This is a genomic window from Sphingobacterium arenae (assembly GCF_014692505.1).
GTDB classification, from domain to species: domain Bacteria; phylum Bacteroidota; class Bacteroidia; order Sphingobacteriales; family Sphingobacteriaceae; genus Sphingobacterium; species Sphingobacterium arenae.
Genome location: NZ_JACNYK010000001.1, coordinates 762,764 through 784,492, shown reverse-complemented (window position 1 = coordinate 784,492; position 21,729 = coordinate 762,764). Strand labels below are relative to the sequence as shown.

Here is a 21,729-nt window from a genome sequence, read left to right as displayed (position 1 = left end):
ACAAAAAAGAGAGAAATGGGAAAAACATTAGTAGAGAAGATTTGGGATGCGCACGTTGTCAAGCGCCAAGAGGGCTTCCCAGATATTTTGTATATAGATACACATTTGATTCATGAGGTCACATCGCCTCAAGCGTTCGACGGGTTGCGAAAACGAGGAATACCTGTTTTTCGTCCGAATCAAACGGTAGCCACAGCCGACCATAACGTACCTACGCTCAATCAACATCTTCCTATCCAGGAAGAACTTTCGCGGTACCAAGTGGATATGTTGACCAAAAACTGTAAAGAGTTTGGCATTGAACTATATGGCTTGGGGCACCCCTACCAAGGCATCGTGCACGTTATCGGACCAGAGCTGGGCATCACCCAACCGGGAAAAACGATGGTCTGTGGGGACAGCCACACGTCTACACACGGTGCTTTCGGCGCCATTGCGTTTGGAATTGGCACCTCGCAAGTAGAACAGGTATTTGCTACCCAATGTCTATTGCAGCAAAAACCAAAAACGATGAAAATCGAGGTCAACGGTGAGCTAGCAAAAGGCGTTGGTGCAAAAGATATCGTGTTGTATATTATTTCTAAAACAACAGCTGCTGGCGGCACAGGATATTTCGTCGAATTTGCAGGTTCAGCCATTCGTTCGTTAAGTATGGAAGGCCGGATGACTGTCTGCAATATGAGTATCGAAATGGGTGCACGTGGCGGACTTATTGCACCCGATCAAACCACATTTGACTATGTTCATGGTCGTGAATTTGCACCTAAAGGGGAAGACTGGGACAAGGCTCTTGCTTATTGGGAAACATTATATTCCGACGAAGACGCACAATTCGATGCGGTATTGGAATTTGATGCAGCCGACATTCAGCCCATGATTACATACGGAACTAATCCAGGAATGGGAATTGGTATCTCCGAGGTGATTCCGGCAACTGTCGATCAACCCGAATCCGAACGTCCATCCTATAGAAAAGCTTTGGATTACATGGGCTTCCAAGATAATGAAACATTATTAGGCCATCCTGTAGACTATGTTTTCATCGGTTCTTGTACGAACTCCCGTATCGAGGATTTACGGGCTGTTGCTTCTTTTGTACAAGGAAAGAAAAAAGCAGCTCATGTTGAGGTTTGGATTGTTCCCGGCTCTAAACAAGTAGAAGCACAAGCGAAAGAAGAAGGTATAGACAAAATATTTGAGGAAGCAGGTTTTATGCTTCGCGAACCAGGCTGTTCGGCTTGTTTAGGTATGAACGAAGATAAAATTCCAGCTGGAAAATATTGCGTTTCGACGTCTAACAGAAATTTTGAAGGCCGCCAGGGTCCGAATGCACGTACGATGCTGGCTAGCCCGCTAACCGCTGCTGCTGCTGCTGTGAGCGGAAAGATTGTAGACGTTAGGGAGTTATTGGCAGAATATGATGTTGTGAAAGACAATGCATAATTTCTGCAAGCTTCATGGCCATTAAAAAATTATTCTGATGAAAAAATTTGAAAAATTAACATCCTCGGTCGTGCCGTTACCAATCGAGAATGTCGACACCGACCAGATTATCCCTGCACGCTTTTTGAAAGCGACCACAAGAGAGGGGTTTGGCGATAATTTATTCCGCGACTGGCGTTATGATAGTGACGGACAACCAAAAGCGGACTTCGTGATGAACAATCCGACATACAGCGGAAAAATATTGGTAGCTGGTAAAAATTTCGGTTGTGGCTCTTCTCGCGAACATGCGGCATGGGCCATCCAAGATTATGGTTTTGACGTTGTCATCAGTTCATTCTTTGCCGATATTTTCAAAGGCAATGCGCTAAACAACGCGGTCTTGCCCATTACCGTTCCAGATGAATTTTTAGAGAAAATATTTAACACCACTTTTGCCAATCCAGATGCGGAACTAACCGTTAATTTAGAGGCGCAAACCGTAACGATCAATGCAACGGGGGACAGTTTTATATTTGAAATCAACCCGTATAAAAAATCTTGTTTAATTAATGGTTACGATGATATCGACTACATCTTGAGCCATACAGCAGAAATCGAAGAATTTGAAAGGACAAGACCCTTTTCATTTTATCGTTAATATGATGATGCACAATAACCCTATCGTCCATATTGCTCATTTGAATCTCCACTACGCTGGTCAGGCGGTATTGTCCGATTTCAATTGGCATATATATCCCGGCGAAAATTGGGTTATCGGCGGGAAAAGCGGAACAGGGAAAACATCGTTAGCCAAAGCGATTGTAGGAGAAGAGAAAACGACAGGAAAGATCACCTTTCATTTTAACGAACATAATCCATGTCCGCCACGTAGTTACTATGTTTCTAACTGGTATCAGTTTACGAATCTGGAGGGAGACCGCAACTTTTATTACCAACAACGTTATAATAAGTTCCAAAAAAACGACACCCTCACGGTCTATGCGGAGCTCATCCATTTTGGTCAGAAAAACGACCTTCAATATTCGGATGTCGAACCTATTTTATACGCATTGGGTTTCGAAAACTGTAGAGATACACAACTCATCGAACTATCTAGTGGCGAACATAAAAAACTGCAACTGGTACAAGCTCTTTGGCTTAACCCACAGCTTTTAATCATTGACGAACCGTTTACCGGGCTCGACAAACGATCTAGAACGAACCTGCTATCTATTTTTGACGAGGTTGCGCACAGAGGGACAACACTGATCTTGATCACAAACGCTCCACAGCTCCCCACTTGTATCAATCGTTTTGCAGAAATCGAAAACGGTCAGCTCAACGTGGTAGAACAGGCAACGGATTTTTCAAAAGATGCTGTCCGCGAAAAGAAACCGCTCCCCTATTTCTTACAAAAGGAGCCGGAAAGCACGAGCCAAACCATGGTTGAGCTGAAAAATGTATCTGTTCGCTACGGAGATAAAGTCGTATTAAAAAATATAAACTGGAGGGTAAAAGCAGGTGAAAAATGGTTATTACAAGGACCAAATGGTTCTGGTAAATCCACTTTGTTGAGCCTATTAAATGGAGATCATCCCCAAGCCTACTCTTCCAACATTTGGTTGTTTGGAACCAAACGTGGCTCGGGGGAAAGTATTTGGGACATTAAGGAAAAAGTAGGTATTATCTCGCCGGAGATGCACTGGTATTTTGATCGAAATGCGACCGTATGGCATACGGTGGCATCGGGTTTTTATGATAGCATCGGTTGGTTTATCGATGTAAAACACGAAGAAAAAAAACGCATAGAGCAATTATTGGATTTCTTCGATTTACTTCCTCATAAAGACCAATTGCTTCATACACTCCCGCTAGGGAAACAGCGTTTGGCTCTTTTGGCAAGAACCATCATCAAAAATCCACCACTGCTGATACTGGACGAGCCGTGTCAAGGACTGGATGTGGCGCAAACGACACATTTCAATAGTGTGGTAGACGAACTGTGTACACATGGCAATACGTTGATTTACGTCGGTCATTACGAATCACAATTGCCCTCTTGCATCGAACATCAACTTATTTTGGAGAACGGTGAAGTAGTAGAGGAAATAACGATATAAATAATTATATACAAATGAACAAAAATATTTTAATTATCCCCGGAGATGGTATTGGACAAGAAGTAACGACTTGGGGAAAACAAGCATTAGAAACAATAGCAAAGAAATACGATCACACGTTTAACTTCGACGAGGCCATAATGGGACATACGGCTATCGAAGAGACCGGTAATCCACTGCCTGATGAAACCTTAGCGAAAGCCAAAACGTCAGATGCTATTCTATTTGGTGCGATAGGCCATGCGAAGTATGACAACGACCCCTCTGCAAAAGTAAGACCCGAACAAGGGCTATTAAAAATAAGAAAAGAATTAGGCTTGTACGCCAACCTTCGTCCCATATTGTTATTTGATGAGTTGTTGGAAGCTTCCAGTCTAAAGCCCGAAATCTTACGCGGAACAGATATTTTGTTCTTTCGGGAGTTAACCGGAGATGTATATTTCGGTGAAAAAATACGCAGTGAAGACAATAGCTTTGCTTCAGATTTAATGAATTACCACCGTTATGAAGTAGAACGTATAGCACGTAAAGCTTACGAAGCCGCCCGCACGCGAAGCAAAAAGCTCTGCTCTGTTGACAAAGCAAACGTATTGGAAACGTCCCGCTTATGGCGAGATGTTGTGCAGGAAATAGCACGTGAATATCCGGACGTAGAAACAGAGCACATGTTTATTGACAATGCGGCCATGCAATTGGTGAAGAATCCTAAAAAATTTGATGTCGTACTAACAGCCAATCTGTTTGGAGATATCCTGACCGACGAGGCCTCTCAAATTGCCGGTTCTATGGGTATGTTGGCTTCTGCCTCTATTGGTGACGGGACGGGATTTTTCGAGCCTATTCACGGCTCCGCACATGATATTGCCGGACAAAATAAAGCCAACCCTCTAGCATCTATTTTATCAGCCGCCTTGATGCTTGATATTGCATTCGGCTTACAGGAAGAAGCCAAAGCCGTAACCCAAGCCGTCGCAGACACGCTGAAAGCAGGTTGGAGAACGGGTGATATCGCCAGTGCAGAGACACCTACTACGCGTATACTGGGCACAAACGAGATGGGAGCCAAAGTATTGGAATGTTTGAGATAAGGAAAAATATTTTTTAATTTTAGGTTTTTAACCGATGCGCCAATTGGCGATCATCTTTAGATAATTATAAGACTATGCTACACGATCCTAATCATTTATATATTTTCGATACGACCCTACGCGATGGTGAACAGGTTCCTGGCTGTCAATTAACGACTCCGGAAAAGGTAGATATCGCAAAAGATTTAGAACTTTTGGGCGTAGACATCATCGAAGCGGGGTTCCCGGTATCGAGCCCGGGCGATTTTCAGTCGGTTGTCGAATTATCGAAAGCCGTAGACAACGTGATTATCTGCGCGCTCACACGGGCGAACAAAAATGATATTGATGTCGCTGCCGATGCATTGCAATATGCTAAACGTCCACGTATCCATACGGGAATCGGCTCGTCGGATATGCATATACAATATAAATTCAATTCCACACGTGAGGAAATTCTGGAACGTGCAGTTGCCGCCGTAAAACATGCCAAATCGTATGTAGAAGATGTCGAATTTTATGCAGAAGATGCCGGTCGGGCAGATTTAGTTTATTTAGCAAAAATGGTAGAGGCGGTTATTGCCGCAGGAGCGACCGTTGTCAACATTCCCGATACCAATGGCTATTGCTTACCAGACCAATACGGTGCAAAAATCAAGTATTTGAAGGAAAACGTGAAGAACATCGATGACGCTATCATCTCTGCACATTGCCACAATGATTTAGGGTTAGCGACAGCCAATTCCATTGCGGCCGTTCAAAACGGAGCACGTCAAGTCGAATGCACCATCAATGGTATCGGTGAACGTGCCGGTAATACTTCACTAGAAGAAGTTGCGATGATTATGCAAGTACACGCCAAGCACTTCCCAGGCTTAACATCTACCATCAACAGCAAAATGTTTACGCACATCTCTCGTAAAGTGAGTTCTATGATGCGTATGCCTGTGCAACCAAACAAAGCTATTGTGGGCAAAAATGCCTTTGCGCACAGCTCTGGTATCCATCAAGATGGATTCCTCAAACATCGTGAAAATTACGAGATTATTCGTCCGGAAGATGTGGGCTTATTGGAGGCCGATATTATCTTGACTGCTCGTTCTGGTCGTCATGCATTAAAACACCATTTGGAACGCCTGGGTTACCAGCTAGACAAAGATAACCTATCGGTAATCTATGAAAAGTTTCTCGTCATGGCAGATGCAAAAAAAGACATCGACGACGAGGATCTACATACGTTGTTAAAATAATCATGGCCAAACATTTAGAATTTGGAAAGCAGGGCGAAGGGGAAGCACAAGAGTTTCTACGTACCCAAGGCTACCAAATTCTACAAATAAATTGGCGATACAAGTGGTGGGAAATAGATATCATTGCTAAAGAGGGGGATATACTCGCTTTTGTAGAAGTAAAAACGCGCAGCTCCACACAGTTTGGCCAGCCTTTTCAGTTTGTCGATTTTAAAAAGCAGAAAAACCTTATTAAAGCAGCCGGCGTTTTTTTAAAACGAATCAACCATCAGGGCGATATCAGATTTGATATTGTTTCCATTTATAGCCGTAACGGCAAAAAAGATATTTCACTCGTTAAAGACGCTTTTTGGGGCAGTTATTCTTAAACAATATGACCTTAAACATAGATTCATTGCAAGCGGCAGAACGCATAAAAGGCGTTGTGAACCGCACACCTTTGCAATACAACATCCACCTTTCCGAAAAATACGATGCGGATGTATACTTAAAACGGGAAGATCTACAAGTGGTTCGTTCGTATAAACTGCGTGGCGCATACAACAAAATTGTTAGCCTATCGGAGGACGAAAAACGTCGGGGCGTTACCTGTGCCAGTGCAGGCAATCATGCGCAAGGCGTCGCTCTGTCCTGTAAAAAATTGGATATTAAAGGTGTTATTTTCATGCCCGGCCCAACTCCACGTCAAAAAATTACACAAACGGAAATGTGGGGCAACGGTAATATTGAAATTGTATTAACCGGAGATACGTTCGACGACTGTCAGAAAGCAGCATTGGAATACACGAAAGAACACAATATGACGTTCATTCCTCCTTTCGATGACGAAAAAATTATCGAAGGACAAGGTACGGTGGCCGTGGAGATATTGGAAGACCTTCCAGATGTAGACGCTGTTATTATTCCTATAGGGGGCGGTGGGCTATCTTCTGGGCTGAGCTATCACATGAAAAAACATGCGCCGCACGTGAAACTATATGGTGTGGAGCCTGAAGGCGCACCTTCCATGATTGCTGCCATGCGAAATAATGGCCCGATAGAACTGGAACACATCAATAAATTTGTGGACGGCGCTGCGGTAAAAAAAATAGGTGCTTTAACCTATGAGATTAGCAGCAAGCTGCTCGATAGTGTGAAGCCGATACCTGAGGGTAAAATCTGCACCACTATTTTACAACTCTATAATAAGGACGCTATTGTGGCGGAACCCGCCGGCGCATTGTCTATCGCTGCTTTGGATTTTCATAAAGAAGAAATAAAAGGCAAAAAGGTCGTTTGCATCGTCTCCGGAGGTAACAACGATATTGACCGCATGAGTGAAATTAAGGAAATGTCCTTGCTATACGAGGGTTTTAAACATTACTTTATCGTTCGTTTCCCGCAGCGTCCTGGCGCTTTACGTTTACTCGTAACAGAAGTACTTGGGCCAAAGGATGATATTACCCGATTTGAATATATTAAGAAGACAGAACGCGAAAGAGGTCCGGCATTGATTGGTATCGAACTAAACGACCCGAAGGATTATACCATTTTTATTGAAAGAATGAAGTCCTACAAATTCGATTTCATTGAGGTGAATAAGGATCAGACGTTATTTGAGTATTTGGTATAAATTAATCCCGCTGCAAGCGGGGTTAATTTTAAAGCTTCTTCTTTAGCATATTGCGTTCATGTGGTTTATTGATAATTCCTACTTTTACACCTCGATTTGCCGTGGCGCTTTTTCTGGAAGAGGCCCGCATACCAGACGTCGATACGCCTGCAAGACTTAACGCTTTAGCGGTCATATCCTCTTCGGAATCACCAAAATCTTTAAAAATATAATCATCGATATTTGGAACGTCGACCTGCATACCATTCCAATAATCCGTATATCCAGCAGCATTCACCGTCTTGAAAGAAGTTACCCACAACGTCACGTCGTCCGTTATCTCCTCGGGGAAGAAACCTACCGGTTTACCATACGTTCGATTCGTTTCCGCAATAATCGTGACATTTAGATAAGGTTTAAGTACATTGATAAGCAATTCTGAAGCCGATGCCGTCTGCTCCGTCGCTAGAATATAAACATTTTCCAATACCAATTGGGTGTTACTGTTCTCAAAATAAACATCTTGAAAATCACTCTTATAAGCAAGGGATGTTGCGAGATATTCGTTCACTTTATACTTAAACATCAATTTTCCGTGATCGGTTGCCTTAACCATTTTATTCGCCAGATATTCCGCTGTGCTCACATAGCCTCCCGTATTATATCGTAAGTCCAAGATAAGGTCTTTAATATGGGCTTCTTTAAAAGATTCAAAAACATCCTCTAGCTTTTTATAATTCTGATGCGTCTTCGGCCATACTTCTTCAAAAGATGAATATGCCAGATAACCAATTTTTTTATCTGAGTACGTATAAACCGTATCTAAAATTACGGGGTCAATGTCATAGGAATTCCCATATGCCAGCGTGTACTCCTTCTCCTCTCCTTCCGCTGTTTCCACTTTTAAATCTAATGAGTTTGCTGCCAATGCAGCATCCAGTTTTTTCGCAAAGTCTCGCACATCGGTTTGATTCAGATTACTCCCATTATACCTAACGGTAATATCTTCGTCACCATTAATGGCGTAAACGATCGATCCTCGTTTTACATCGCCCTTTTGTGCGGGAGACCCTCCTTCTACAAAATAAATAACAGGGTACGCTTTTGTCGCGTTCGCAGTGAGTACACCCCATCCAAAACTAAGGCCATATCCATCATTGGTGTCCATCCGAAAACCGTCTGCATAACTTAAATTTCCCTCCGAATCAGATTCATCCAAGAATGAAAAGCGATCAATGCTTCCATTATATCCGGCATAAAAAGGCGTCATATTTTTTAAGGCTGTCAAGAGATTTCCGTTCGAAGAATACGTCTTTGCAAAGTCAAGTCGTTCTTTTTCATCTCGGTCCGGAATCTGTTCTGTCCATAAGGAATACTTATTAAAATAATCGTAGATGTCTGCCTTGATATGGTCATCTTCGGTCGGTTCCGGCCTTGGTTCTACAGGTGGTTTTATCTCCTTCTTACAAGCAAACAAAATACCCAAACAGCATAACAACAAATATTTATATAGGTTCATTTAATGTCTATTTATCGATGACTAAGATAACAGTTATTTTTTAGATATCCGCCTAGTAGAAAAGCAAGCAATACCATAAAAAAACCGACCAATTGGGCTTCCGATAAATAGAGTCCAAAAACGTTAAATTTATAATTTATGCGTATAAATTCAATTAGAAACCGTTCTGTCCCCGTAATAAACAGGTAAATAACAAATAGTCTCCCCGGTGTTTTGATACGTTCTTTTATTTTCCAAAGAACAGCAAAAACAAGTAATATAACGAAGGCTTCATAAAACGAAGTAGGAAATACGCCATCCGGGAGTATATAACAATATTTGCCTTCACATCCCGAGATATGTTCTCCTTGCCCAATAACATTGTGGGGGAAGCGGAAAGACCACATCCAATCCGGTAGGAAAGAAAATGGCTTTTCTACGGTGTTCACCACCCCCCAATCACCATCGCCAGAAAGATGACATCCAATCCGACCAACACCATAAGCGACCAACATGCCTAGCGATCCTACATCCGCCAAATGTCGCCATCCCATCCCCTTTCGCATGCCAATATAAAGATAGCTGATCGCCCCAAAAATAAATCCACCCCAAAAAGTAAGACCACTGAAATCCAAGATTTCAAAAATAGAATGGGCGTGATGCAACTGTCCGTCCTCAAAAACATTAAAGACTTTGGATCCAATAAATCCCGTTATTCCCGCCCATAATAACATCATAGGAAGTAACTCTACCGGTCTTACCCATCGTGTTTCCTTCGTGTTCCTTAAGAAAATCCATTTTCTATACAAAAGACCTATGAGCACACAAGAGATCAGCGCCAACAACAATCCGACCGTCCAATTTCCTTGTGTCGAAAAAATAAAACGAAGCGGGTTATGGGAAAATGCCTCCAGATTCAATAACGCACCAATTCCCTTATAGCCAACCAAAAAACCCAAAAACCCATACCCTAAAAAAAGAAGAGAAATAGCCTTCGCGTCCCACTGCACGTGCTCTTCGAAGGCTTTAAATTCTCCTCGTTTTTCTTTTCGTACAAATTCGCTTTTGAATACCCGATAGGAAAGTACAAAAGCCAGCGTGACAAAAAAGCCAAAGGTTGGGATTGGCCAAGAGAAATCTGTACCAAAGATGTAGTTGATTAACGAGGAGAACGTTGGAAACATATCCTGTCAATTATTGAAAATAAAGTCCATCAAAAGAAACAGGTATTCCCCCCAAACTATAGGTTGACAAAGAAAGATATTCCAAAGTGTTTGCCGTGAGCTCATCGGGTTTGGCACATTCAAAATTTTGGGAATAAATGCCTGAATGAGGAATTGTCACACTTAAGGGATGATAACTGATACCTCCATTCCAAGTTATCCGACCATTTACCGTAATAGGTCCAGGAATAGGGACATTTATAGTGGTATCATTATCTGCATACGCGTACGCTACAATACGATATCGATTAACGGTGGGAGAAGGGTCAGGTTCCTTGTTGACAACAACTCGAATCTTATAGCTTGATACGGAAAGTTTGTTGACATCATTTTTGTTTAGATGTGTACCTCTTGCAGCTAAAGTAAATACTCCCATTGCCACGATAGCAAAAACTAGAATTTTCATTAAATTATTCATATTAAACATGTTAAAATATTAAAAAAACATTTATAAGCCTATTTGAATCCCCAGATTAATCACGCGCTGGTTTTGATAAGCATCCCCTGCCGTATTAGAAGTTACTTCCGGATCTTGCTGATATAACGAATAGTTTGTCCAGGTAAATAGATTATACCCACTAACATAAGCCCGCGCATTGTTGATCTTGAAAGGCAACCAACGATCCGGCAACTGATAACCCAACTCGACTGTTTTTAATCGAAGATAAGTCGCATCAATTAACCAAAAATCCGACATGTAGGAGGAAGGACTACTGATCGTTGTCGGGTTCGTGGTCAGGCGGGGAAACATCGCTGTTGAAGCAGTTTCAGGCGTCCAGCGTTCTTGGTGTATGGGCTGGAACTGGCTTTGGAACGGCTCAATACCACTTCCCTGCACGCTAAAGCTATAGTCGGTCGTTCCTTGCAACAGCGCACTAAAACTGAAACCTTTATAACTTCCGCCAAGCGTTAAACCAAAACTGGTATTGGGGATATTCGGTCGGCCTATCGTCGTTCTGTCGTAGTCGTCAATGATACCATCGTCATTGAGGTCCTTGTAACGCAGATCACCCGGTTGTACAATATACCCTCCGGTAGGTTTGGGACTATCCGGTATATTCTCTGCTGTATAAAATCCATCAAATAGATAACCAATGGGCTGATTGATCTGGTGGCCTGTCAGCTGTAACCAGGGATAAGCCGGCATAGGCTCATCCTGGAATAATATTTTATTTTTGAAATAGGTCAATACACCCTTTACAGTATAATTGAATTCGCCAATGTGATTATTATAGTTCAACTCAAATTCCACACCGCGGTTGCGAACACGCGCTATATTCGTTGGAGAAACGCCCACACCGATATGGATAGGCAATGATTGTGATGTTACCAATTGATCATAACGAATATTGTTGAAATAGTCCACGACTAAGGAGAATTTGTTTTTTAATAGGTTCATTTCCAGTCCTACGTCGAACGAGCGTTGCTTTTCCCAAGTCACGCGCGGATTCCCTAAATTTCCCTCATAGATCGTACCCGAGGATTGATGCGTTTCTCCAAAGGAATATCCCCCTCCTCCGTTGTAGACTTGTTGAAACAGGTATCGATCTCCCGCCACCTTGTCTGAGCCAACAACACCATAAGAGGCTCGAAGCTTAAACAGGTCAACAAAATGGAATGCCTCCTGAAAGAACTTTTCCTGAGACAGGTTATATCCTACAGAAACAGCAGGGAAAAGACCATAACGTTTATCCGATTGGAAGCGATCCGAACCATTATAGGCCAAAGTCAGATCCACCAAATATTTCTCGCTGTAATTATAGCCCGTACGCCAAGTAAAACCCTGGAAATTCTGCGGAATCCAGTTCGTACTCTTATCACCTTTGGTTTTATAAGATTCCCTGTTGTATAATAAAAGAGAATTAACGTGATGCATACCAAAAGTTCTATCGTAATTAAAATTGGCCTGAAAATTCATGCGGTTATTGTAATCGCCTTGGTAAGCACGCAACGTATAATTACCTAAAACATACGGCGAACCTCCTTTCAGAAGATAACTATCGGTGTATGGGTAATACCGATACACAGGTATCTCGTCCCTAGCCTGCTCCCGTACGTTAGACTCCACGCTGGCGTAGGCTATGCGTGTCGAGAAAGACAAGCCTTTCGTCACCACATCCAATTCCTGCGTACCGCCAAATAAGATATTAATATCATTCCGTCTATCCAGATTATATCCGGCAGTGGCTAAGCGTGCGTTAACAGTGGGTAATAGATCCTGTGTATCGTTAGCATACGTATATGAACCGTTCGGATTCAGGAAAGGAGCCGACCACGGCCGTATTTTATTGAAATCAAACACCTCACCAACGATATTACCTGCCCTAGGCGAATTGATATTACCAAAATTTGTCCTGAAATCCAACCGTAATTTTAAGCTTTTAGTAGCCTGTACATCCAGATTGGATCGAAGGTTATATCGTCTATAATAGTAATTATTATTGATCTGATCCCCTTCATTGGAAAAGGTATACAAGTTACCATCCTGCGAAAATGCACCCCCTGAAATAAAATATCGAATGCTCTCACTACCTCCCGAAATATCCACATTGGTATTATATTGAAAGCTTACCGGTTTAAAAATACGTTCATACCAGTTGATATCTGGATGACCATAAGGATCATCTCCTAAGCGAAACCGCTCCAGTGACTCGGCACTAAAAGGTTGGTTGGTATTATCTCCATCTGTATTCATGATGGCTTCATTCCACAGCAATGCACTTTCATAGGCATTTAAAAAATTTAGTCTTGTTACCGGACTCTGCATCCCCGATTCTGCGCGGAAATTAATCCGAGGTGTCCCAGACTCTCCCCGACGTGTTTTTACCACAAGCACCCCATTTGCGCCTTTGATACCAAATACAGCTGTAGTGGATGCATCTTTCAGGATGGATATGCTTTCGATCTCATTCACATTGATCTGGGACAATTGTTCGTACGTATATTCAATATCGTCCACGATAATCAAGGGTTGATTGCCCTCCGAGTTCAGCGAACTCACACCCCGGATATAAAAGTCGGAAGCATCCCGTCCTGGCTGACCAGAACGTTGGACGGAAACAAAACCAGGCAGTCTACCGGTAAGCGCATTCTGCACACTGGAAGTAGGTACATTGCGAATCTCGGCTCCTTTTATGGAACTGACGGCTCCCGTATTGGTCAATTTTTTGGTCGTACCAAATCCAATAACAACGACCTCATTAATATCCTGACTACTGGATTGGAGAATAATTTCTAACTCCTCCCCGCCCTTCACCGTTCTTTCCTGCGAGACATACCCCACACTTGTAAATATCAATTCTTTATTTCGGCTTAACGACAAACTGAATCGTCCGTTCCGATCCGTTTGTACAGCGTTACCCCCCTTCTCCGAGATGGTTACGCCGGACAAAGGTCCGGCACTGTTTTTCACAACCCCCGTAACGGTCGATTGTGCAAAGGTTAAAAATGGCACAAAAACCATTATTATGAAGTTATATAATGCTCTTTTCATCACAATAGCTTATAAGATTATAATTGGACTACCACTCCGGATTTTGTTCCATATTCGGGTTTTTAATGACCTCATTGAATGGAATCGGTGCCAGATACATTTTCTTTTCAAAATTCATCTTCAAGACGGGAACAGCTTGACGAATAGTCCCTGTACCCGTTTCGTAAATAACCATCCCATGTAGTTCCTTATTGAACTCCTGTTCGGCGATTTTCCACCTGCGCATATCGTAAAAACGATGCTCCTCAAAAGCAAGTTCTTTACGGCGTTCGTTCCGAATAACCGCCCGCATCTGTTCCTGGTTCAATCCGGAAGGAAGCTCAAAAGGACTTAAACCGGCACGTTTCCGAATATTTTCAACCGCCTGATAAACCGCTTGGTCTGGCACGCTCAGCCGTTCGTTTCGTGCTTCGGCATAGTTTAGCAACGTCTCCGCATAACGAAATAGGATATGATCATGGTTTACACCGCTGTAATTGACAGATTCTTCAAAGTTGCCCATGAATTTCCGCAGATAATATCCCGTCTTGGTCTGTTGCCTTGTTCCGCCGGGCTTGTCTGCCCCGCCTTCAAACGTTTGAACGGCTCGACTCAACCACATCGCTCCGTTATAAAAAACAGTGGCATAGAAACGTTTATCACGGCCGCTGTACGGATCGTCCTCATTATATCCCGAATTGGGATCTGTAATATCCAAACCATTTATCATACCGAATGCCTCTATAAATTCCTGCGTAGGACTGGTTCTTCCGTTGTTAACACCTGCAGCATACCCTATCGGCCCATTATTATTCTCTATACTGGTGTTGTTTCCGCCCTGCTTCGAAAATATCCGCTCATTGTTGCGGGTAATAAATACCTGCTTAAATTCGGGCTCTAGTTGGAACAAGTTAAGATCGATGATTTCTTTGGCAGCATGCTCTGCCGCCTGCCATCTAGCTACCGAAAAATCGGCATAACCCGTCAGGGGATTCTGTCCGCCAATATTCCCGCCATTGTATAGCGGGCTTGCAGCGTATAGCAAGATGCGCGATTTCAAAGCAAGCGCTGCCGCCTTCGTAGGCCGTCCGTAGTTAGGAAGGTCAAACGGATCCACCCGCAAGCTATCTTTTATCGCATCACATTCAGTTACGATAAAATCCACACATTCCTGAAAGCTATTACGTGGCAACTCGATATCATCGCTCAGTTGATAGACCTTGTCTCCCAGTAAGGGGATGCCACCATGCCGTCTCACCAGTTCAAAATAAAACATCGCCCGCAGAAAGCGTGCTTCCGCTTTCCATACACGCTTTAATGGTGTGCCGTTTGACAACTGACCTTTCAACGGAACCCGGTCGATATTTTGGATAAAAATACTGGCAATGCGGATCCCTGTATAGAAATCTGACCAACGATTATCCGGATAACTATCATCCGTGTAAGTGCCTAAAGCCAACTGCTGTACCGAAGTATTGGTGGGATTGGAAGATACAGCGTCGTCCGTACCCGCGTCTAGGAAATCGCCGCCGACCCGGTTTCCTGTATTGGGAAGATAACGGTAACAATCTGTCAAAAAGCGATTCGCATTGGTACCTGCCGAATCATTCGTGTCGAAAACCTGTTCCAAGGTTTGGTTCTCGATAGGCACGTTTTCTAGATCACTCTTGCAAGAAGAGAGTGCAAAGATTGCCACTGCAACCCATAAAGTCCATTTTAATTCTATATATCTCATAGCGGTATCTGTCTTAGGTTTATAATTTGATATTGACACCAAAAACGATCGTCCGTTGCGCCGGATAAGCAGCATTCCCGGAGATCTCCGGATCCAATCGGTCATAGGACGTAAAGGTGAAAAGGTTTTGTGCATTGGCAAAAACACGAAACGACGAAAGATTGATTTTGCGGCTTAAATGGGTGGGGATCGTATAGCCTAGATCTACATTTCTGACCCGTAGATACTCCCCGGAGCGTGTCCAGTAGCTGGAGGTATTGAGATAAGGCGTGTTCGTCGGATCAAAGCCAACCGTAAGACGAGGGTAAGTCGCCGTTTCGGCTGTCTCTGGCGTCCAGCGTCCCATCATATACGAATAGCCCTGGCTATCGCCATTGTTGCCAAAGGAGTAATCCATTTGTTGGTAAGTCCGGTTCGCAACACCTTGTAAAAGCACACTAAAATCAAATCCGGAGACGCTAAACCCAAGTGTAGCCCCATAGTAAATTATAGGTTTCGTGTTGCCGATCGCTGTTTGGTCGTGTATATTGATGATTCCATCTCCATTCAGGTCGACCAGCTTTACATCGCCCGGACGTACCACATTACCACCCAATAACGGTGCTGCATCCGCCTCCGCCTGTGTCTGTATCAGTCCGTTTGCCAAATATCCAAAAGTTTGGCCGACCGGCATACCCGTACGATAATTCCAAGAATAATCGCGACGTACTTCGTTCATATACAGCACTTCCGTGCGCATACGGGACGCATTGGCGGCAATAAAATAGTTAAACTTACCCACATTGTTTTGATAGGTTAGGTCGATTTCCTGTCCTTCGAACAGATTTTCGCCGATATTTTCATTTGGATAGCCTATCCCAATCATCTCGATCGTCGACCCACGCTGTTGGAGCAAGTCGTAATAGCGATCCCTGTAATATTCGACCGTCAGCCGGAACATGGAATTCCATAAAGAGGCATCCATGCCGATATTTAATTTATTTCCTTTCTCCCAGGTGGCATTTACATTAGCCAAACCCCGCTCTTCCAAACTATTGACATACGAATATTCCGAACCAAATTCATAACCATTGTTACCTCCTTGACCGTAAGCCGCGCGCCAACTGTAGTAACCCAAAGCGCCTTCGTTGGTGTTACCCGTTTTTCCATAGGTAGCTCTTAATTTCAATTGGTTCAGCCAATCTATTTGTGTGGATAGAAACGATTCCTTTGCCAAGTCCCAGCCTATGCCCAGTGCATAAAACGTTCCGTATTTCCTACCCGGCTGAAAGCGATTGAAACCGGAATAGTTTACCGCCAGTTCGGCATAGTATTTTTGCCTATAAGCGTAGTTACCCGTTGCGGCAAAATTGGTATGGATGGCAGGCAAATCAAACTGGTAGTTAGCCGTCTGCTGATCGACAAATAGCTTTCCGCCTATCTGGTGGTTATCGGCAATTTGTCCGTCATATCCGATTGCCCCCTGAAAATAAACGAAATTTGCCGTAGAAGTGGTCGAAAATGAATTGGGTTGATCCGCAATATTTCCATAACGTATATAGGTCAATTCACCGGCATCATTATATTGCACATCAAAAACCGGTTGCTGCCGATATCGGTTAATGAAACTAGAGGAAGTTGCTGATACATTCACCTTTCCCTTCGCATATAAGCCCGGCAACCATTGGTCAAGTCTATAGTTGAAATCCAGGTTTGCAAAAACGTCCCTTGTATTATCGATCAAGTAACCTGAGCCCATTACTTGCTGATAAATATTCGTTCTGAACTGAGGAGAACCTCCGTAGGAACCATTATCATTAAAGATAGGATAAGCATGATTGGGCGTAGCAAAAAGAGCATTCATAATGTTTGATGTTCCAGCTCCCGGCTGTCTACCATCCTGAATACGGCCGAAAAGCTGTAATCCAATCGTGAAATCTTTCGTAACATCCACATCGATGGAACTATTTATCAAGTATCGGCTTTGACTCGCATTGGTCGCGTAGTCAAATTCATCCGACTCCCGAAACATTCCTTCCTGATTTAAATAACTGAGCGAAAGCGCATATCGGGCGTTACGGATGCCTCCATTTACACCCAAATTATACTTTGTAATTGGGCTATTGTTCCGTAGCACCGCATCATACCAATTTACATCCGGATACAACAGGGGCGAGTTTCCGTTACGGAAGAATTCAAATTCTTCCTGCGAATAGGCCGGTAGCCGCCCGACGTTCGCCAAGGCTTCGTTGTAGAGGTAAGCATATTGATAAGCATTTAACGGTTCAGGCATCTTCAATGCTTCCTGCACACCTGTCTGCGCCGTAAAGGAGATTCGGGGAGGGCCTGCCATACCTTTTTTGGTGGTGATCTGCAATACGCCTCTTGAACTGCGCTGTCCTAACAAAATAGAGGATAGCGCATCTTTCGCAACAGTAATGGATTCAATGCTTTCCGGGTCGATGGAATAAATCTCCCGTTGCACGCCGTCAATAATCGTGACGGGTTGCTGTCCTCTTAATTGAAGGAAGACCTCACTATTATCGCTGAGCGCGGAACTGTATTTTGTACCTTCCGTAGGCAAGGAACCCGCAAGATCACCATAGGTAATGGCCGTTGACCGTGCCGATCGGAAGCCACTGATTTCCTGCGCATAGAACCCGGCGAGTCTACCGGTTAACGCATTTAAATAAAGCGGGGTCGGTGTGGTCTTAAGCTGGCTATTGTATACGCTAGATACAGCTCCTAACAGATTTTGATCTGTTTTTTGATCATAAAGCACTTCCCGTATTTCTTCCTGTTTTAGATAATTGACCACCATCGCTATCCGGATGCCGGACGCCACCACGATCGTTTTGGGGTAATATGCCGGATGCCGGACAATAATCTCCGTCCCTGCGATCGCCTCCACATGCACATCTCCGGTTTCGTCCGTCTCTCCAAGCAGCTCATCCGCTAAGGAGTATACCTTTGCTCCCAACAGCGGTTTTCCGTATTCGTCAACAACGTTCACCGGAAGCCCCTTCACACTTTGTCGGAAAGAGCGAGCCAAAACACTATGCTGTCCGACAAAAAGAAACAACATCGCTATTAAACTGATTTTTATATACTGATTCATCATATTTCAGATCATTTTTTGATTCATATTCCTGGATTGCCCCGATAACTTATTCACAGCGGAAAGTATATCGAAAAGGCTCTTCCGTATTGCCATACCCCACCGTTTTTGTTCCATCGGCGCTGGTGAAAAAATATTCCACGCGGGCAATTTGCTTTCCCTTTTCAATCGCAAAGAACCCCCTCGGCCATATATCAATACGAAACTGTCTGCCGCCTATACTGCTCATTTTTGTCTTGTCGTTCTGCTCCATCACCGCTTCGATCATTTGGCCATCGCTGTCAAATGCCTGTGCGCGCAGATAAACTTCATTCAGTCCATCCAGTGCGGTGTTCATCACACCCCCATTAAAAACAAGGGTAATGATATCGTTGTCCAGACTTCTTACCGGCTGGATGGTGCCCAGTTGCGGGTTGACAAAGTCAATCACATCACCTTCGCCACCGGTTACCTCAAAGACATCCGAAAAAGTGAATTTCTTATACTGGTCGTCCTCAGGTCGTAAATTCTCGATAGAAGACCCCACATAGAACCCTAAACGGACCAACATATTTTCAGATCCTACATGACATGCAACCTGCACATTGAAGTCTATATCTTCATTGTTGGAAAACGTATACGATTGCGTACTCCTGTAGATAATCCACTCGAAATCGTCCACGAGGTTTGGACCGATGCCAAACATATTCTTGGCCGCTTGGTGCCAGCTCACACCCGATACCGGCTCTATTTCCGAATCCGGTATCATGCGCAACGTTCCGTTCCCTTTCGGGCTTGTATAGGTCAGTACGGCCTGTTCTCTTGCATTCCAGTTTTTCGGAACCATAATCCCCGCTAGCAGTTGGGTCGTATACGTTCCGGGTTCCTCTATACGAGGTTCCGCACCACTGTGCATCACGAAGGTCACGCGTTCATCAACCTGCGCTTGCGCCGGGACGGTAACCGTCAATGCTTTTAGTCCACAGTGGACTAAAAAGATGGTCAAAGACAGTCCTGCCAGAATATATAAATACACGAGGTTTTGAAATGGTCTTTTCATGGTTGTTAGTTTTCACGTTCAAAATTATATTGGTAGGTATTGCCGGCACATCCCAGACTGAATGAAAGACTTAACTGTCTTTTTCCACGCACCACCGGATACTGAAGTTTCACAGCAATCTGTTCCGATTCTCCATCAGCAGTCAGCAGTACGCTGAAAGGATACTGCGGATCATTCAAGGTGTAGGTTCCGGATCCCACTAATACAAATGGTAATTCATTTGCTAAGATATAGTTCCCGTCTGCTTTGAAATCTACACGAAAATCGGTCAGATTTAATCGTTGGCTCAAATCTTCGCCATTTCTCATCAGCTGGACAACTTTCCAACTTCCGGTTATGTCTTTAACGGGCTCATCCGTAACGATATTTGCCATCTCATCCTCACAGGAGACATGAAATAAATAGCCAAATGCAATGAAGACAAATAATAATAAGTGCTTGATTTTCATCTCTTCTTTTCTTTTAATATCCAGGATTTTGTAGTAGGTCAACCGATTTCGCAACTTCCGATTGCGGAATTGGCCAGAGATACATGCGCTGGTTAAACACTCTTTTTCGCACATCGATCGTATTGTAGGTAGTAACACCTGCTACGCGTACAGGTTCGGTACCGTGTAGCTGGCGGTTTTCCATCGTTTCAGCAATCTTCCAGCGACGTACATCGAAAAAACGATGGCCCTCGAACGCCAGTTCTTTTTGTCTTTCGTTTTGGATAATTGCGCGCATATCTGCCTGAGAAAGGCCCGTCGGCAAGGTATAGGGAGAAAGCCCAGCCCGCTGGCGTATGGCTTCCACAGCTTCATAGACCTTCCCATCCGGTACAGCAAGGTGTTCATTACGTGCTTCGGCATAGTTCAGTAGGATCTCTGCATACCGGATAATCGGCAGGCATCGCGGCGTTTCGGTATTGAACTGATCCACCACCACGAATCTATGTATCATCTTATAGACATAAAAACCCGTCGACGTACCCTTATAGATTGCATCCTGTCCCGAACTAACATTATTGGGATTGGTTTTATCGATAAAAATATTGACAGGCCGACGCGCTAAGCCGTCTCGGTGAAAAGCCATGGATTGGTCGCGTGTAATCGTATTCGCCAACCTCGGATCCCTATCGTTATAGGGGCGTGCCGGATCATAGCCCGAATTGGGGTCATCTATAGGTAAGCCATTTCGCATACCGAAAGCGTTTACGATTTCCAAATAAGGATAAGCGCCGGGGTTGTCCACCCCAAAAGTAGGAGGGTTCCAAGTCGCTTCCAATTCCCGGTTGCCGCCTTGCATCCTCGCCAACAAGTATTCGCTGTTTTTACGCAGATGGAAAACTTCATAAAAACCATAGCCGGGCTCGGTGGTATTGTTGAGGTGTAAGCTATATTGACCGGATGTCATCACCTCTTCTGCCGCCGCTTCTGCCTGTTCCCATCTGGATTGATCTGCATTAGGGTAACCTACGATACTACGCAGCGGTTCTTCTGTCGCCAATCCTCCTCCATTAAATAATGGACTGGCGGCATAAAGCAATACCCGGGATTTCAGACCATAGCAAGCAGCCTTATTGACACGTCCATAATTTTCACCGGTATGTACCCACGGTAGATCGTCGGCAGCGGCATCACACTCCTGCACAATATAGTCCACACATTGTGCAAAGGTATTCCGGGTAAAAGGGACGACATCATCAGCACGGTAAACACTATCCCCCATCAACGGCACACCTCCGTAATGCTCCAGAAGAATAAAATAATAATACGCTCTCAAAAACCGTGTTTCTGCAGTAGCCCGCACCTTGATATCGTTAGCAAACTGAGCATCCGGCAAATTTTTAAGCATAATATTGGATCTGCGGATGTTCGTATAACAAGTAGACCAAGCGTCCTTTGTAATCATATTCGCATTGACCGTACCTGTCGCAAATTGTATGAACGTGTTAATCGTGCCCAGTCCTGCTCCTTCCGCTTCGTCGGTACTAGCGTCTAATCCGCCACCACCAAAGCGCTTAGGTGCCGTGGCAAAACCTATATTTTCATATATCCCCGAAAGAAAATTAATCGTGTAGGCACTATCCGAAAAAACAACTTGCTCGTTCAGATCAGTCGACTGTGTCGAATCCAAAAAACCCTGTTTTTCGCACGACACAAATGCCAGCATGGCACACACTGCGTAAATCAAATATTCCTTGTTCATAATTTAATTTATAATGTATTAT

General features: G+C 43.8%; 16 protein-coding genes. 7 read left to right on the top strand and 9 right to left on the bottom strand.

Annotated features, from left to right (window positions below; genetic code table 11):
- The first annotated feature begins 15 nt into the window (after nucleotides 1-15).
- From leuC to ilvA, 7 genes are all read left to right on the top strand, one after another.
- Nucleotides 16-1,443: a 3-isopropylmalate dehydratase large subunit gene (leuC, locus tag H8B17_RS03155; RefSeq protein WP_190307699.1), complete on the top strand. Its 1,428-nt coding sequence runs from the start codon at nucleotides 16-18 to the stop codon at nucleotides 1,441-1,443.
- A 37-nt stretch (nucleotides 1,444-1,480) separates the two neighbouring features.
- Nucleotides 1,481-2,083 carry a 3-isopropylmalate dehydratase small subunit gene (leuD, locus tag H8B17_RS03150; RefSeq protein WP_190307698.1) on the top strand — a complete coding sequence of 201 codons (603 nt, stop codon included), beginning with the start codon at nucleotides 1,481-1,483 and terminating at the stop codon, nucleotides 2,081-2,083.
- Nucleotides 2,049-3,545 (top strand): ATP-binding cassette domain-containing protein, encoded by a 1,497-nt coding sequence (locus H8B17_RS03145; RefSeq protein ID WP_223816328.1) that lies wholly within the window; start codon nucleotides 2,049-2,051, stop codon nucleotides 3,543-3,545. Before leuD ends, H8B17_RS03145 begins: the two co-directional genes overlap by 35 nt.
- 14 nt (nucleotides 3,546-3,559) lie before the next feature.
- On the top strand, nucleotides 3,560-4,633 hold the full coding sequence (gene leuB / locus H8B17_RS03140; RefSeq protein ID WP_190307697.1) for a 3-isopropylmalate dehydrogenase: 1,074 nt from the start codon (nucleotides 3,560-3,562) through the stop codon (nucleotides 4,631-4,633).
- Nucleotides 4,634-4,707: 74 nt separating this feature from the next.
- Nucleotides 4,708-5,862 carry a 2-isopropylmalate synthase gene (locus H8B17_RS03135; RefSeq protein ID WP_190307696.1) on the top strand — a complete coding sequence of 385 codons (1,155 nt, stop codon included), beginning with the start codon at nucleotides 4,708-4,710 and terminating at the stop codon, nucleotides 5,860-5,862.
- Nucleotides 5,863-5,864: 2 nt separating this feature from the next.
- On the top strand, nucleotides 5,865-6,230 hold the full coding sequence (locus H8B17_RS03130) for a YraN family protein (RefSeq protein ID WP_190307695.1): 366 nt from the start codon (nucleotides 5,865-5,867) through the stop codon (nucleotides 6,228-6,230).
- A gap of 5 nt (nucleotides 6,231-6,235) precedes the next feature.
- Nucleotides 6,236-7,474: a threonine ammonia-lyase IlvA gene (ilvA, locus tag H8B17_RS03125; protein WP_190307694.1), complete on the top strand. Its 1,239-nt coding sequence runs from the start codon at nucleotides 6,236-6,238 to the stop codon at nucleotides 7,472-7,474.
- A 28-nt stretch (nucleotides 7,475-7,502) separates the two neighbouring features.
- Here ilvA and H8B17_RS03120 read toward each other — a convergent pair whose 3' ends face one another.
- Genes H8B17_RS03120 through H8B17_RS03080 form a run of 9 tightly spaced genes read right to left on the bottom strand, consistent with a single transcriptional unit; the run spans nucleotide 7,503 to nucleotide 21,707 of the window.
- Nucleotides 7,503-8,972, bottom strand: a complete 1,470-nt coding sequence (locus tag H8B17_RS03120; protein ID WP_190307693.1) for a S41 family peptidase — start codon at nucleotides 8,970-8,972, stop codon at nucleotides 7,503-7,505.
- Nucleotides 8,973-8,983: 11 nt separating this feature from the next.
- Nucleotides 8,984-10,135 carry a prolipoprotein diacylglyceryl transferase gene (locus tag H8B17_RS03115; RefSeq protein WP_190307692.1) on the bottom strand — a complete coding sequence of 384 codons (1,152 nt, stop codon included), beginning with the start codon at nucleotides 10,133-10,135 and terminating at the stop codon, nucleotides 8,984-8,986.
- A 10-nt stretch (nucleotides 10,136-10,145) separates the two neighbouring features.
- A complete protein-coding gene (locus H8B17_RS03110) occupies nucleotides 10,146-10,580 on the bottom strand; it encodes a hypothetical protein (RefSeq protein ID WP_190307691.1) in 435 nt (144 codons plus the stop codon).
- Between the two features lie 42 nt (nucleotides 10,581-10,622).
- Complete coding sequence (locus H8B17_RS03105; protein ID WP_190307690.1) at nucleotides 10,623-13,667, bottom strand: SusC/RagA family TonB-linked outer membrane protein; 3,045 nt, start codon at nucleotides 13,665-13,667, stop codon at nucleotides 10,623-10,625.
- 28 nt (nucleotides 13,668-13,695) lie between these two features.
- The gene (locus H8B17_RS03100) at nucleotides 13,696-15,381 is read right to left on the bottom strand and encodes a RagB/SusD family nutrient uptake outer membrane protein (RefSeq protein WP_190307689.1); all 1,686 of its coding nucleotides are present in this window, start codon (nucleotides 15,379-15,381) and stop codon (nucleotides 13,696-13,698) included.
- 19 nt (nucleotides 15,382-15,400) lie between these two features.
- Nucleotides 15,401-18,481 (bottom strand): SusC/RagA family TonB-linked outer membrane protein, encoded by a 3,081-nt coding sequence (locus H8B17_RS03095; RefSeq protein WP_223816327.1) that lies wholly within the window; start codon nucleotides 18,479-18,481, stop codon nucleotides 15,401-15,403.
- Nucleotides 18,482-18,527: 46 nt separating this feature from the next.
- Entirely contained in the window at nucleotides 18,528-19,517 is a 990-nt protein-coding gene (locus H8B17_RS03090) for a DUF4961 domain-containing protein (protein ID WP_190307688.1), read from the bottom strand.
- A gap of 5 nt (nucleotides 19,518-19,522) precedes the next feature.
- Entirely contained in the window at nucleotides 19,523-19,966 is a 444-nt protein-coding gene (locus H8B17_RS03085) for a DUF5004 domain-containing protein (protein ID WP_190307687.1), read from the bottom strand.
- Between the two features lie 13 nt (nucleotides 19,967-19,979).
- Nucleotides 19,980-21,707 (bottom strand): RagB/SusD family nutrient uptake outer membrane protein, encoded by a 1,728-nt coding sequence (locus tag H8B17_RS03080; protein WP_190307686.1) that lies wholly within the window; start codon nucleotides 21,705-21,707, stop codon nucleotides 19,980-19,982.
- Nucleotides 21,708-21,729 lie beyond the last annotated feature (22 nt).